Here is a 12,742-nt window from a genome sequence, read left to right as displayed (position 1 = left end):
ATCAGGAATGAAAAACAGCTCGGCTGATTATGTCATTCGGGTTCATCCCGAGCCGTCCGAGCTGCCGCTGCCGGCCTGGAATGCCCTGCTGGCGCAGCAACAACTTCCGTCGCCGTTTATGCGACTGGAGTATCTGCAGGCCCTGCACGACTCCGGCAGCGCCGTCAGTGAAACCGGCTGGCAACCGCAATTCCTCAGTGTCAGTCGGGGTGATGAATTAGTGGCCGCCTGCCCCGCCTACCTCAAGTCGCACTCCTACGGGGAATATGTATTTGACTGGGCCTGGGCCGGCGCCTACCGCCGCCACGGCCTAGCCTATTACCCTAAATTGCTGGTCGCCGTGCCCTTCACGCCGGTGCCCGGCAGCCGTTTGCTGGCCCGAGACGCCGAGGCCCGCGGCCTGTTGATGCAGGGCCTGCAGGCTCTGGCGCAGCGGCAAGGCCTGTCGTCGGCGCATCTGCTGTTCGGCGACGAGGCCGACCACCTTGCGGCCGATGCACAGCATTGGCTGCAGCGCAGCGGCGTGCAGTTTCATTGGCAAAACCGTCAACCACAGGGGTTTGAGTCCTTCGACGCATTCTTGGCCGCCCTGCAGCGCGAAAAGCGCAAAAAGATCCAACAAGAGCAGCGCCGCGTGCGCGAGGCTGGCATTCGCTTCGAAGTCCTGGAGGGAGCTCACATCAGCGCAGCCGATTGGGACTTTTTCTACCACTGCTATCAATTGACCTACCGGGCGCACCACAGCACGCCCTATCTTTCACGCGACTTCTTTCGGCTGATGGCGGAACGGATGACGGCCAACTGGCTGCTCTTCATCGCCATACGGGGCGAGCAGCGCGTGGCCGCCTCGCTGATTGCGATGGACCCGGAACGGCGACTCGCCTTCGGCCGCTACTGGGGCGCGACCGAGCCCATCTCCTGCCTGCACTTCGACGCCTGCTACTACCAACCGCTGGCCTGGTGCATCGACCACCACTACTTGCGTTTCGAGGGTGGCGCACAAGGTGAACACAAGATGGCACGCGGCCTCTTGCCGGTGTCCACTCATTCCAGCCATTGGCTGGCGCACCCCGACTTCAGTCAGGCGGTGGCTGACTTTCTGGCCCAGGAGGGTCAGGCCATGCGCGGCTATGTGAACGAGTTGGAAGAGCATCAACCCTTCAAGCCGGCAAGCTAAGTTGCCGACAAGGGCGTGCCCCATCAAGGCAGTTTGAACCGCGCGACCAGCCCCGACAGCTTGCTCGCTTGCTCGGCGAGTTGGCCGGCCTCGGCGGAGGCCTCCTGCACCAAGCCGGCGTTTTGCTGCGTCATCTGATTGAGCTGACCCAAGGCCACACCCAGTTGACCGACATCCTTGGTTTGCTCGGTGTTGGCCGCGCTAATCTCATTGATCAACTGACTGACCTGCTGAACCTCGTCAACCAAACTCTCAATCGATTTGCCCGCGTCGCCAACCAGGCTGCTGCCGGCCTCGACCTTGGCGACACTGCCGCCGATCAGGGACTTGATTTCCTTGGCCGCCTCGGCGCTACGCTTGGCCAGGCTGCGCACCTCACTGGCGACCACCGCAAAACCGCGCCCTTGCTCGCCGGCGCGCGCCGCCTCCACCGCCGCATTCAAGGCCAAGATATTGGTCTGGAAGGCAATCCCGTCAATCACGCCAATGATGTCGCCGATCTGATGCGAGCTGGCCGAGATCTCGCCCATCGTCGTCACGATCTGGCCGAAGACTTCGCCACTTCGCGTCGCCACGCCGGCGGCACTGCTGGCCAAGAGCGCGGCGCGCTGGGCCGTATCGGCATTGGTTCTGATCGTCTCGCTCAAGTGTTCCATCGAGGCCGCGTTTTGCTGTAGGCTGCTCGCCTGCTCCTCGGTGCGCCGACTCAGATTGACATTGCCATCGGCAATCTCGTGCGAAACCGCCGCAATGGCCTCGGCGCTGCCCCGCACTTCACCGACGATGTCGGCCAGCACATCATTCATATGCTGCAGCGCCGCCATCAAGCGGCCGGTTTCGTCGTCGGACCCGACCTCGACCTGAGCACGCAGATCGCCGCCGGCCACCTGCTGGGTGAGCCGAACGGCCTGGGCCAGCGCGCCGATGATGCCGCGTCCGACCACGGTGTTCACCATGAGCAAAATCACCGCCGCCAAGGCCGCACTCACGAGCATGGCCAAGCGGGCCCGCTCGGCGCCGGCCTTGCTGGCCTCCTGCACCCGCAGGGACTCGCGCTCGATCTCATCACTCAAGGCACTCATCTGCTCCTCGAGCGCCTTGAAACTATCCGTAAAGCCGGGCAATTTCGCGTCCGCCGCCGCGGCATCGACAAAGGCCAGATCCACCATGGCGGCAGCACTCTCGATATAGGCATTCAAGGGCCCCTGCGTCTTGGCCACCGACGCGTCCACCTGCGCATTCAGAGGACTGGTCTTCAGCTCCGCCATAGGCTCGCGGAATTGTTTGACATGGGCCTCGAGCTCGGACTTGACGGGGCCTTTATCGGCGGCATTGCCCTTGGTGCTGGACAGCAGTGCTCGCAACACGTCGCCACGCAAGGCATCGTGCATCATGTCCGCCTCAAGCTGCGAGCGCAGCGCGGAGGCACTGCGCGTCAAGGCCTGGTGGTCCTCGCTCAAACCCGCCACGGCGAAGAAACCGACCCCGCCCACAATCAGTACAAAGGCCAAGCCAATGAAACTAAGACCGAGCATTTTTTGCCGGATCGTCAGTGCAAGTTTCGCCATCGACTCACTCCTGGTCTGGCCGGAAACGGCGGAGCTTGGGCCAAGGCATGGCCCTGCAGCGGGCAATCCTATCCAGTATCGGAAGCCAGCAACAGCAATTTAGTGCTATTGACGTCGCCAAAAACAAGCAGAAAAAAAGCGCCCGGCTCACGCGGGGCGCTTTTCTATGCAAAGGCGAGAACTCAGCCCTTTTGTGCCTTGGCGTAAGCCGCGATGCCCGACTCAATTTCGGCGCGCGCGGCTTCGGGGCCTTCCCAGCCCTGGACCTTGACCCACTTGCCGGGTTCCAGGTCTTTGTAGTGCTCGAAGAAGTGCTGGATCGCGTTCAGGCGCATCGGGTTGACATCTTCAGGCTTTTGCCAGTGTTGGTACATCGGCAGGATCTTGTCGATGGGCACCGCCAGCAGCTTGGCATCGCCACCCGCCTCATCGTCCATCTTCAACACGCCAACGGCGCGGCAAGTCACCACCACACCCGGCGTCAGGGCGAACGGAGTAACCACCAGCACGTCGACCGGATCACCATCGTCCGACAGTGTCTGGGGGATGTAGCCGTAGTTGCAGGGGTAGTGCATCGCGGTCGTCATGAAACGATCGACGAACATTGCGCCGGTTTCCTTGTCGACCTCGTACTTGATCGGATCGGCATTCATCGGGATTTCGATGATGACGTTGAACTGTTCGGGCGCTTTGGCGCCAGGGGTGACGTTATGCAGGCTCATGTTTATCCGTAGGTCGGCCGAGGGGAAACCCGGATTCTAAGGGCAGGACTTGCCCAAAACTGACGGGCGAATGGCGCGCACAGCAATCGAGCGCTTTGTCCTAGCGCATCGTTTACCCGCATTCACTGGGTAAACACTCAGGAATCTCAATTGCCTAGGAGGCGTGCCTTCTCGTAGCATCGATTCCAGCGACCCGTGTCTCGGGGCCAGCCCTGCAAACCGTGGGCTGACCGCGTTAGCCGGACGCATCCGCAATTTACCAACGGCAGATAAAACAAGAGGAGACATGTACATGTCGACGAGTTTGGCGCTGTATTTCGCCCTGGCCTGTGGCCTGGCAGCTGTCTTGTACGGCTTCATTCAGAGAAGTTGGATCTTGAGTCAGGACGCGGGCAACGCCCGCATGCAGGAAATCGCCGCGGCCATTCAGCAAGGTGCTGCCGCTTATCTGGCCCGTCAGTACAAAACCATCGCCGCCGTCGGCGTGCTGCTGGCCATTCTCATTGCGGTCTTTTTGGACACCATGTCCGCAGTTGGCTTTGTCTTGGGCGCGGTGCTCTCGGGCGCCTGCGGCTTCATCGGCATGAATGTCTCGGTGCGCGCCAATGTGCGCACCGCGCAAGCCGCCACCAAGGGGATTGGCCCAGCCTTGGACGTGGCCTTCAAGGGCGGCGCCATCACCGGCATGTTGGTGGTGGGCCTGGGGCTTTTGGGCGTTAGCCTGTTTTTCTGGTTCTTGAGCGGCGGCGAAAAAATTGACGCCGTCACCTTGAAGCCCCTGCTCGGTTTCGCCTTCGGCTCCTCGCTGATTTCGATCTTCGCCCGCCTCGGCGGCGGCATCTTCACCAAGGGCGCCGACGTCGGCGCTGACTTGGTCGGCAAGGTGGAGGCCGGCATCCCCGAGGATGACCCACGCAACCCGGCGGTGATCGCCGACAACGTCGGTGACAACGTCGGTGACTGCGCCGGCATGGCGGCCGACCTGTTCGAGACCTACGCCGTCACCCTGATCGCCACCATGGCGCTGGGCGCGCTGGTCGTGACGGCCGCCCCGATGGCCGCCATCCTCTACCCGCTGATGCTGGGCGGTGTGTCCATCATCGCCTCCATCATTGGCTGCTACTTCGTCAAGGCCTCGCCAGGCATGAAGAACGTGATGCCGGCGCTCTACAAGGGCCTGGCCGTTGCCGGTGTACTGTCCCTGATCGCCTTCTACTTCGTCACCAATGCCGTCGTGCCCGATGACGCCCTCGGTGCCGGCACCCGCATGCGCCTGTTCGGCGCCTGCGCCGTCGGTCTGGTGCTCACCGCTGCCCTGGTCTGGGTGACCGAGTTCTACACCGGCACGCAGTACTCGCCGGTCAAGCACATCGCGCAGGCCTCCACCACCGGCCACGGCACCAACATCATTGCCGGCCTAGGCGTGTCGATGCGCTCCACCGCTTGGCCGGTGCTGTTCGTCTGCTTCGCCATCCTGACCGCTTATCAGCTCGGCGGCCTCTACGGCATCGCCATCGCCGCCACCTCGATGTTGAGCATGGCCGGCATCGTGGTCGCCCTGGACGCCTACGGCCCCATCACCGACAACGCCGGCGGCATCGCCGAGATGTCCGAATTGCCCGCCAGCGTGCGTGATGTGACCGACCCGCTGGACGCCGTGGGCAACACCACCAAGGCCGTCACCAAGGGCTATGCGATTGGCTCGGCCGGCCTGGCCGCCCTGGTGCTGTTCGCCGACTACACCCACTCGCTGGAGGCGCGCGGCATGCATGTCGCCTTTGACCTGAGCGACCCCAAGGTGATCGTCGGCCTCTTCATCGGTGGCCTGATCCCCTATCTGTTCGGCGCCATGGCCATGGAAGCCGTGGGCCGCGCCGCCGGGGCCGTGGTGGTGGAAGTGCGCCGCCAGTTCCGCGACATCAAGGGCATCATGGACGGCAGCGGCAAGCCCGAGTACGGCACCGCGGTGGACATGCTGACCACCGCCGCCATCAAGGAAATGATCATCCCCTCGCTGCTGCCCGTGGTGGTGCCGGTGATCGTTGGCCTCTTGCTCGGCCCCGCCGCTTTGGGCGGCCTTTTGATGGGCACCATCGTGACCGGCCTGTTCGTGGCCATCTCGATGTGTACCGGCGGCGGCGCCTGGGACAACGCCAAGAAGTACATCGAAGACGGCCACCATGGTGGCAAGGGCTCCGAAGCGCACAAGGCCGCCGTTACCGGCGACACCGTCGGCGACCCCTACAAGGACACCGCCGGCCCGGCCGTCAACCCGCTGATCAAGATCATCAACATCGTCGCCCTGCTGATCGTGCCCTTGCTGCCCATGCAGACCGGCGCGCACAAGCCGGCCGAGCCGGTACCAGTGGTGACGCCCATGACGGACGCTGCCAGCATGCCCGCAGCCGCGCCCACGCTGACCGATGCGGCCAGCGCAGCCGGCGTGACCGCCCCCGCTGTCCCGGCCTCGCAACCCTGAGGCGGGAAGCACCTCAAGCCCTGATGTTTCAGGGTCAGCCCTAGGAAAAACAGCCCGCTTGCGGGCTGTTTCTACTTTCGCAGACGCCAGCGTCAAGCCACAATAGCGCCCAGACAAGGGAGACTCGAAGGGTCATGACAAATACGGTGATTGCGAGGCTCGGGCTGGAACGCCGCCGCTCGCAACTGGGCGAGTTGCAGCGCTACCTGCTGGTACAGGAGCAAGGCTTCGTGGATCTGCGCGCGCAGGTTCAGGGCTTCTGTGACCGCTACGTCGAGACATTGGGCTCCGCTTATATGGAGCTGGACGCGCTCGAGTCGCAACTGCACTCCGCCACCAGTTGTCTGGCCGAGGCCTTGCGTCGCAATGGCTTCAGCACACGCTCTCCGCTGGCGCCACAGGCCACCGCCATGCCGGTGCTGCCGCAACTGCCCAGCGGCATACCCCTGCCCCCCGAACCTCCGGGCGGCTGGACCGAAATTGCCCCGCCCAGCCTGAAGACACTGTACCGCCGCGCCGCCATGCGCTTGCACCCAGACTTTGCCGCCGACGACAGCGATCGGCGCGCTCGCGAGCAGCGCATGATGCAAGTCAACGAAGCCTATGCGGTGGAGAACCGGGCGCAACTGGAGATGTTGCTGCTGGCCGCCGGCGAAGACCCGGTACGCGTGACCGGTGGCAATGCCGATGCGCTACGCACCTGGCTGAGCCGCTGCGAACATGTCGTGCAAGGGCGTCTGCGGGTGGTGCAAGCCCACTCGGTGGCCCTGACGGCGCACCCCATGCACCAACTCTGGCAGGCCATTGTGAAAGCCGAAGCCAAAGGCCTGGACCCGTTCAGCGTGATGGTCAATCGACTGCACACCCAGATCGGCGAGCGCCGCAAAGAGCTCTATATCGGCCAACGCCTGCAGCCCGAGTCAGAACTGGCCGAGGCCTTTGTGCTGCGCCGCATCGAGCGGATGGGTGCCGCTGCAGCGGCCAATTAGGCCGGGGCACCGTGCCGCGCCTTGCCGCGTCACAAAGGCTAACGCGGCAGTTGCGCCAGCCAGTCCAGCATTTGCTCAATCAGCCGCTCACTGGCCTGATTCAGCGCCCGCACCGCACCGGGTGCATCGGCAGACTCCGCCGGCCCTTGCACATCAAACACCTGTAGCCGGGCATTTGCCCCCTCACCCAGCCGGGCGCGCAGCCGAATGCGCACCTGCGACTGGTTCGGGGTGGCGAAGCTCTGTCCAAACTCCTCCAACTCCAGGCGCAGGGGCAAGGGCAAGGGCAAGGGCAAGGTCGCACCGCCCTGAACTTGCGCCTGCGAATTCTGCTCGGCGGCCAGACGCTGGCGCAGGCGTTCGGCCAGCAGCGCTGCGGGCGGCGCCGCCCAGCGGCTGTCGCGATAGATCTCGCGGCGCAAGGGGTCGGCATAGTCCAGCCGGTAGGCAATGCCGGCGCTGGCCAACCAGCTGGGCGCGCTCACATCGATCAGCTGAACCGGGGGCAAGGCGCGGCTCGGCGTGCGGCCCTGCGCCGGGGCCGGGGCCGGCCCCAGGTCATACAAGGCCATCGGTTCGGCCTTGTTGAAGGCACAGGCGCCCAGCGCCAGCAGGACAAGCAAGGCCACCCTGGATGCCCAGCGCGACAAGGGACGCGAATCATGGGAGCGAAGAAAGGCTGCTTCGATCGAAGGGCTTGCTGGGCTCATCTCAAGGTCTCCGCTTGGCGTTTGCATCAAAGCCGGCCTCGCCGGGGCCGGGGGGGGGCGCCGCGCGCCCGAAGATCAGGCTTTGCGGTTGCTCGCCCAGATCATTGGCGGCCCGTTCCACCGCCCTCGCCCCTTGGCTGAAATCATCGAACAAGGGTTGCGTGCGGACCCGATTCGGGCCGACCAGCGCCAGCTCCAGGCGCTGCATCGTGGTTTGGACCTGGTTTGCCGCCAGACCCAGGCGTTGCAATTCCTGGCTGCGTTCACGCAGATCCTGCACCAAGAGTGTCGATTGGGCGCTCAAGGCCTCGAAGCTCTTCATGGCCGACCCGGCGTCCTTCAACAAGGCCTGGGTCTGCTGGGTCAGCGCCGGCAAGGCATGAGCGGTCGGTTGCAGCGTCTGACTCAATCGAGCGGCGCCAGCGGAAGCGTCCGCAATGCCGGCCAGCGCGCGGCCAAAATTCTGCTGGTTTTCGTCTCCAAGCAAGCCGTTCAGACGCAGCGTCACCTCCCCGATACGTTCCATCAGCTGCGGGCCAGAGTTGCTGAGCCGATCAAACAGCGAAGGAGTCAGCTGCAAGGGCGGCGAGGCTTCGGTCAAACGGGGGGCAAGGTCTTGCCCTTCCGGCTCCGACAGGTCCACATACGACAGCCCGGTGATGCCCTGGTAGCCCAGACGCGCCTGCGTGGCGCTGGTCAAGGGTGCTGCCTTGGCGACCTGGATGGTGATCAGAATCTGGCGCGAGTCTGCCGGGTCGAAATCAATCTTTTCAACCTTGCCGATCAGCACGCCACGCAGCTTGACCGGGGCCTTGACGTTCAGACCCGGCACACCGCCCCGCGACACGATGGTGTAGCTGCTTCGCTCGCTCTGATCGCCCTGAAACCAGGCCACCACCACCGCCAGCGCCGCCCCCAAGAGCAGGATGAAAACGCCGGTGGCCAGGGCATGTGCGCGGTTTTCCATGATGGCGGCTCCTTTGCTTTTTTCAGCGGATGACGGTGTGCGTCACGACGAGCTTCACGGCGAGCCGGCTCGGCTCACGCCTCCAAAGGCGCTTGCCGCAGGCTGGCCCGGTATTTGCGGATATGTTCTTCATCACACTCCTCCAGATGCCCGAGGAAAAACTCCCGGATAAAGGGATGCGGCTGCCGCACCACTTCTTGCAGGCTGCCCAGCGCCACCAGATGCCGCTCAGACAAGACCGCCACCCGGTCGACCAAAGCAAACAAGGTGTCCACATCATGCGTCACCATCACCACGGTCAGCTTCATTTCACTGCGCAAATCTTCGATCAGATTGACAAAGCGCTTGCTACTGGCGGGGTCCAGGCCGGCCGTGGGCTCATCCAGAAACAACAGCGTCGGGTCCAGAATCAGCGCACGCGCCAGCGCGACCCGTTTGATCATGCCGCCGGACAATTCGGCCGGCATCTTCAAGGCATCGGCAGCGCTCAAGCCCACTTGATGAATTTTCAACATCACCAACTCGCTGAGCAAGCGTTTGGGCACCGACTTCAACTCGCGCAAGGGCAGCGCAATATTGTCAAAAACGCTCAGCGCCGAAAACAGCGCCCCTTGCTGAAACAAAACGCCCCAGCGGTTGCGCACCTCGGCCAGCGCCTCGGCATCGCAGTCGTTCAACTCGTGGCCAAAAATCTTCACCTTGCCGGCCGCCGGCCGCAGCAAGCCCAACATCAGGCGCAGCAAGGTGGTCTTGCCACTGCCGGAGCCGCCGATGATGGCCAAGACCTCGCCGGCCCGCACCTCCAGGCTGAGATTGCGATGAATGACGGTGCGCCCCAGCACGGAGGTGAGTTGCTGCACCTCGATGACCGGTGCCTCCTGTCCTGTGTTCAGACCTGACCCCATCTAGAGACCCAGCTCCTGAAAGATGATCGCGAAGGCCGCGTCCGCGATGATGACCACCGTGATCGAGCTGACCACCGAGCTGGTGGTGCCGATGGCCAGACTCTCGCTATTGGGCTTGATGCGCAGCCCGAAATGGCAGGCCACAAAGGCGATCAACAAACCAAAGACATGGGCCTTGCCCAGGCCCAACCACAAATTCGCTTCCGGCACCACCGCCGGAATGCCCTCGATGAACTGCTGATACTCCAGGCCCAGCGTGGCCCGCGCCGCCACCATGCCGCCGGCCAAAATCATGCCGCTGGTCCACAGCGCCACCAGGGGCATGGCGATCGACAAGGCCGCCATCTTCGGCAGCACCAGCCGAATCGTGTGCGAGATACCCATCACCGACAAGGCATCCAACTCCTGCGTGACCCGCATAACGCCCAGCTGCGCCGTCATCGATGAACCGCTGCGCCCCGCTACCAAGATGGCCGCCAGCAAGGGCCCGAGCTCGCGCCACACACTCAGGCCCAGGATATTGATCACATAGATGTCGGCGCCAAAAACGCGCAACTGACGCGAGGTCAAGTAGGACAGGGTCACCCCGACCAAAAAGCCGACCAAGGCCGTGATGCCAAGCGCCTGCGCACCGGTGCGGTAGACATGGGCCGAGGTGTCGCGCCAGGCGATCTGCCCCGGATGGCGCAGCAGATGCTGACAGTCCAGCGCCAACTGGCCGAGCAGGCGGGTGGCCCCGAGTAGGTGCTCGGCCAAGAGCAGCAGGTCGCGACCAAAGGCATCGACACCGGGCGGCAGGCGCCGTTTCGGCAGGCGCGGCGGCAGCGGCACGACCAGCTTGGAGAACATGGCCTGATGCTCAGGCCGCCAAACGGTGTCGGGAGGCAAGGTCTGACCCCAGGCGTCCCAGAGCAACAAGGCGCCGGCATTGTCCAGCCGCGCTAAGCCACTCAAGTCCCAGCGCGTGGCCGGGTCAGCCAGAGCGGCGGCCTGTTCGGCCAAACTCTCAAAATGCTCGCGCAGCGGCAACAGGCTCCAATCGCCCGTCAGACACACCAGGGCACGGCCCTCGGCGTCGCGACTCACGCTGAGCGCGGGTGCAGTCCTGCTCTTGTTGTCTGCGCCGCCCTCGGGCGCCGGATCGACTTGCGTCATCCACTGCTCCATCTTGATGACATGGAGCATAGCGTCGATGCAGCGCTTTGATCTGCCCTTGAGCCCCCTTCTTGAACCGGTTCAAGGATTTTTCTTCGCCGGACTCCTAGGCTATCGCCCATCACATCGATGGTTCAAACAAAGGCCAAGGAGTCCGTATGGGCAATGGAGCAGGTTTTACCAAACAGATGGCGCGCAATATCTTCTGGGGCGGGACGGTGTTCTTCGTCCTGGTCTTTGCCGCCATCGTTTTTGACAGCGAGCAGCGCATCCCGCAACGCTCGAACGCACAAGCGATCACGCCCGCCGTCGTCGCCGGCAAGAAGATCTGGGAAACGCGCAATTGCATCGGCTGCCACACGCTGCTGGGCGAAGGCGCCTACTTCGCGCCCGAGTTGGGCAATGTCTACAAGCGCCGCGGCGGTGAGTTCATCAAGGCCTGGATGAAGATCCAACCGACCCACACCCCGGGCCGCCGCCAGATGCCGCAGTTCAATCTGAACGAACAGCAATTGGGTGATTTGGTTGAGTTCCTGAAATGGACCGGCGAGATCAACACCGAGAACTGGCCGCCGAACATCGAAGGCTGACAGGAGCACAGCAGATGACAACACTCAAATACAAATCACAGTCGGTTGCGAAGTACTACTTCATTGCCGCGCTGGCCTTGTTCACGGCGCAGATCGTGTTCGGCCTCGGGCTTGGCCTGCAGTACGTGATCGGGGACTTCCTGTTCCCCTACATCCCCTTCAACCAAGCCCGCATGGTGCACACGAATCTCTTGATCGTGTGGCTGCTGTTCGGCTTCATGGGCTCGGCCTATTACCTGGTGCCCGAAGAGGCTGAGACCGAGTTGTACTCACCCAAGTTCGCCATGGTCCTGTTCTGGGTCTTCCTGGTGGCGGGTGCCTTGACCATCGTCGGCTACCTGGCCGTGCCCTATGCCAAGCTGGCGGAGTTGACCGGCAATGACCTGCTGCAGACGATGGGGCGCGAGTTCCTGGAGCAGCCGCTGCCGACCAAACTCGGCATCGTCGTGGTGGCGCTGGGCTTTTTGTTCAACATCAGCATGACGGTCTTGAAGGGCCGCAAGACCAGCATTTCACTGGTGCTGCTGTTGGGCCTGTGGGGCCTGGCCATCATGTTTTTGTTCAGCTTCGTCAATCCGCACAATCTGGTGCGCGACAAGATGTACTGGTGGTTCGTCGTCCACCTCTGGGTGGAAGGCACGTGGGAGTTGATCCTCGGCGCCCTGCTGGCTTTCGTGCTGATCAAGACCACCGGCGTCGACCGTGAGGTGATCGACAAGTGGCTCTACGTCATCATCGCCTTCGCCCTGATGACTGGCATCCTCGGCACCGGCCACCACTTCTACTTCATCGGTTTGCCCGGCTACTGGCACTGGGTGGGCAGCATCTTCTCCGCCTTGGAGCCGATTCCCTTCTTCATGATGACTGTGTTCGCCTTCAATATGGTGCAGCGTCGCCGCCGTGAGCATCCGAACCAGGCCGCCCTGCTGTGGGCCATCGGCACCTCGGTGATGGGTTTCCTGGGCGCCGGTCTGTGGGGCTTCATCCACACGCTGAGCTCGGTCAACTATTACACCCACGGCACCCAAGTCACAGCCGCCCACGGCCACCTGGCCTTCTACGGCGCCTATGTGCTGGTGGTCATTGCGATGATCAGTTATGCCATGCCGACGCTGCGCGGCCGCATTGCCAACAGCCGCAAGGCCCAGAGTTTCGAGATGTGGAGCTTCTGGATCATGACCATCGGGATGGGCGTGATGGTGCTGGCCCTGACAGGCGCCGGCATCCTGCAGGTCTGGCTGCAACGCATGCCGACCGAAGGCGCGATGGGCTTCATGGCCACCCAGGATCAGCTGCGCTTCTTCTACTGGACCCGCATGGCCGGCGGCGTGATGTTCCTAATCGGTTTGCTGACCTATCTGAGCAGCTTCTTCATCGGCGGCGAGCCGGTCAGTGAAGCCAGCATGTCGGGCGTACCCGGTGGCACAGGCAATCTGCGCGCCCAGCCGGCCCAACGCCTGCGCGCTGACTGAAGGATCGC

Annotated in this window: 11 protein-coding genes; 5 read left to right on the top strand and 6 right to left on the bottom strand. The window is 63.3% G+C overall.

What is annotated here, in order from left to right; all coding sequences use genetic code 11:
• Positions 1-7 precede the first annotated feature (7 nt).
• On the top strand, positions 8-1,177 hold the full coding sequence (locus WG899_RS16460; RefSeq protein ID WP_339596747.1) for a GNAT family N-acetyltransferase: 1,170 nt from the start codon (positions 8-10) through the stop codon (positions 1,175-1,177).
• A 23-nt stretch (positions 1,178-1,200) separates the two neighbouring features.
• On the opposite strand, the gene WG899_RS16455 is transcribed toward WG899_RS16460, so the two are convergent.
• The gene (locus WG899_RS16455) at positions 1,201-2,745 is read right to left on the bottom strand and encodes a methyl-accepting chemotaxis protein (protein WP_339596746.1); all 1,545 of its coding nucleotides are present in this window, start codon (positions 2,743-2,745) and stop codon (positions 1,201-1,203) included.
• 182 nt (positions 2,746-2,927) lie between these two features.
• Positions 2,928-3,467, bottom strand: a complete 540-nt coding sequence (gene ppa / locus WG899_RS16450) for an inorganic diphosphatase (RefSeq protein ID WP_339596745.1) — start codon at positions 3,465-3,467, stop codon at positions 2,928-2,930.
• Between the two features lie 292 nt (positions 3,468-3,759).
• On the opposite strand from ppa, the gene WG899_RS16445 reads away from it, so the two are divergent.
• Positions 3,760-5,946 carry a sodium-translocating pyrophosphatase gene (locus tag WG899_RS16445; RefSeq protein ID WP_339596744.1) on the top strand — a complete coding sequence of 729 codons (2,187 nt, stop codon included), beginning with the start codon at positions 3,760-3,762 and terminating at the stop codon, positions 5,944-5,946.
• 134 nt (positions 5,947-6,080) lie between these two features.
• Positions 6,081-6,935, top strand: coding sequence for a J domain-containing protein (locus WG899_RS16440; RefSeq protein WP_339596743.1), 855 nt, complete (start codon positions 6,081-6,083; stop codon positions 6,933-6,935).
• A gap of 38 nt (positions 6,936-6,973) precedes the next feature.
• Here the strand turns inward: WG899_RS16440 and WG899_RS16435 are convergent, their stop codons facing one another.
• From WG899_RS16435 to WG899_RS16420, 4 genes are all read right to left on the bottom strand, one after another.
• Entirely contained in the window at positions 6,974-7,645 is a 672-nt protein-coding gene (locus WG899_RS16435) for an ABC-type transport auxiliary lipoprotein family protein (protein WP_339596742.1), read from the bottom strand.
• 1 nt (position 7,646) lies between these two features.
• Positions 7,647-8,612 (bottom strand): MlaD family protein, encoded by a 966-nt coding sequence (locus WG899_RS16430; protein ID WP_339596741.1) that lies wholly within the window; start codon positions 8,610-8,612, stop codon positions 7,647-7,649.
• A gap of 74 nt (positions 8,613-8,686) precedes the next feature.
• Positions 8,687-9,517 (bottom strand): ABC transporter ATP-binding protein, encoded by an 831-nt coding sequence (locus tag WG899_RS16425; RefSeq protein ID WP_339596740.1) that lies wholly within the window; start codon positions 9,515-9,517, stop codon positions 8,687-8,689.
• Positions 9,518-10,672 (bottom strand): MlaE family ABC transporter permease, encoded by a 1,155-nt coding sequence (locus WG899_RS16420; protein ID WP_444718862.1) that lies wholly within the window; start codon positions 10,670-10,672, stop codon positions 9,518-9,520.
• A gap of 158 nt (positions 10,673-10,830) precedes the next feature.
• On the opposite strand from WG899_RS16420, the gene WG899_RS16415 reads away from it, so the two are divergent.
• Together WG899_RS16415 and WG899_RS16410 are read left to right on the top strand one after the other, a co-directional pair.
• The gene (locus WG899_RS16415) at positions 10,831-11,262 is read left to right on the top strand and encodes a c-type cytochrome (protein ID WP_339596738.1); all 432 of its coding nucleotides are present in this window, start codon (positions 10,831-10,833) and stop codon (positions 11,260-11,262) included.
• A gap of 14 nt (positions 11,263-11,276) precedes the next feature.
• Positions 11,277-12,734 (top strand): cbb3-type cytochrome c oxidase subunit I, encoded by a 1,458-nt coding sequence (locus WG899_RS16410; RefSeq protein ID WP_339596737.1) that lies wholly within the window; start codon positions 11,277-11,279, stop codon positions 12,732-12,734.
• Positions 12,735-12,742 lie beyond the last annotated feature (8 nt).

This window comes from Paucibacter hankyongi, from assembly GCF_037482915.1.
Classification (GTDB): Bacteria; Pseudomonadota; Gammaproteobacteria; order Burkholderiales; family Burkholderiaceae_C; genus Paucibacter_A; species Paucibacter_A hankyongi.
This window is presented reverse-complemented; position numbering and strand designations above follow the sequence as displayed.

Coding starts and splice junctions, on each gene's coding strand:
- WG899_RS16460 (WP_339596747.1), top strand. CDS start 8: ATGAAAAACAGCTCGGCTGATTATGTCATTCGGGTTCATCCCGAGCCG.
- WG899_RS16455 (WP_339596746.1), bottom strand. CDS start 2,745: ATGGCGAAACTTGCACTGACGATCCGGCAAAAAATGCTCGGTCTTAGT.
- ppa (WP_339596745.1), bottom strand. CDS start 3,467: ATGAGCCTGCATAACGTCACCCCTGGCGCCAAAGCGCCCGAACAGTTC.
- WG899_RS16445 (WP_339596744.1), top strand. CDS start 3,760: ATGTCGACGAGTTTGGCGCTGTATTTCGCCCTGGCCTGTGGCCTGGCA.
- WG899_RS16440 (WP_339596743.1), top strand. CDS start 6,081: ATGACAAATACGGTGATTGCGAGGCTCGGGCTGGAACGCCGCCGCTCG.
- WG899_RS16435 (WP_339596742.1), bottom strand. CDS start 7,645: ATGAGCCCAGCAAGCCCTTCGATCGAAGCAGCCTTTCTTCGCTCCCAT.
- WG899_RS16430 (WP_339596741.1), bottom strand. CDS start 8,612: ATGGAAAACCGCGCACATGCCCTGGCCACCGGCGTTTTCATCCTGCTC.
- WG899_RS16425 (WP_339596740.1), bottom strand. CDS start 9,517: ATGGGGTCAGGTCTGAACACAGGACAGGAGGCACCGGTCATCGAGGTG.
- WG899_RS16420 (WP_444718862.1), bottom strand. CDS start 10,672: ATGACGCAAGTCGATCCGGCGCCCGAGGGCGGCGCAGACAACAAGAGC.
- WG899_RS16415 (WP_339596738.1), top strand. CDS start 10,831: ATGGGCAATGGAGCAGGTTTTACCAAACAGATGGCGCGCAATATCTTC.
- WG899_RS16410 (WP_339596737.1), top strand. CDS start 11,277: ATGACAACACTCAAATACAAATCACAGTCGGTTGCGAAGTACTACTTC.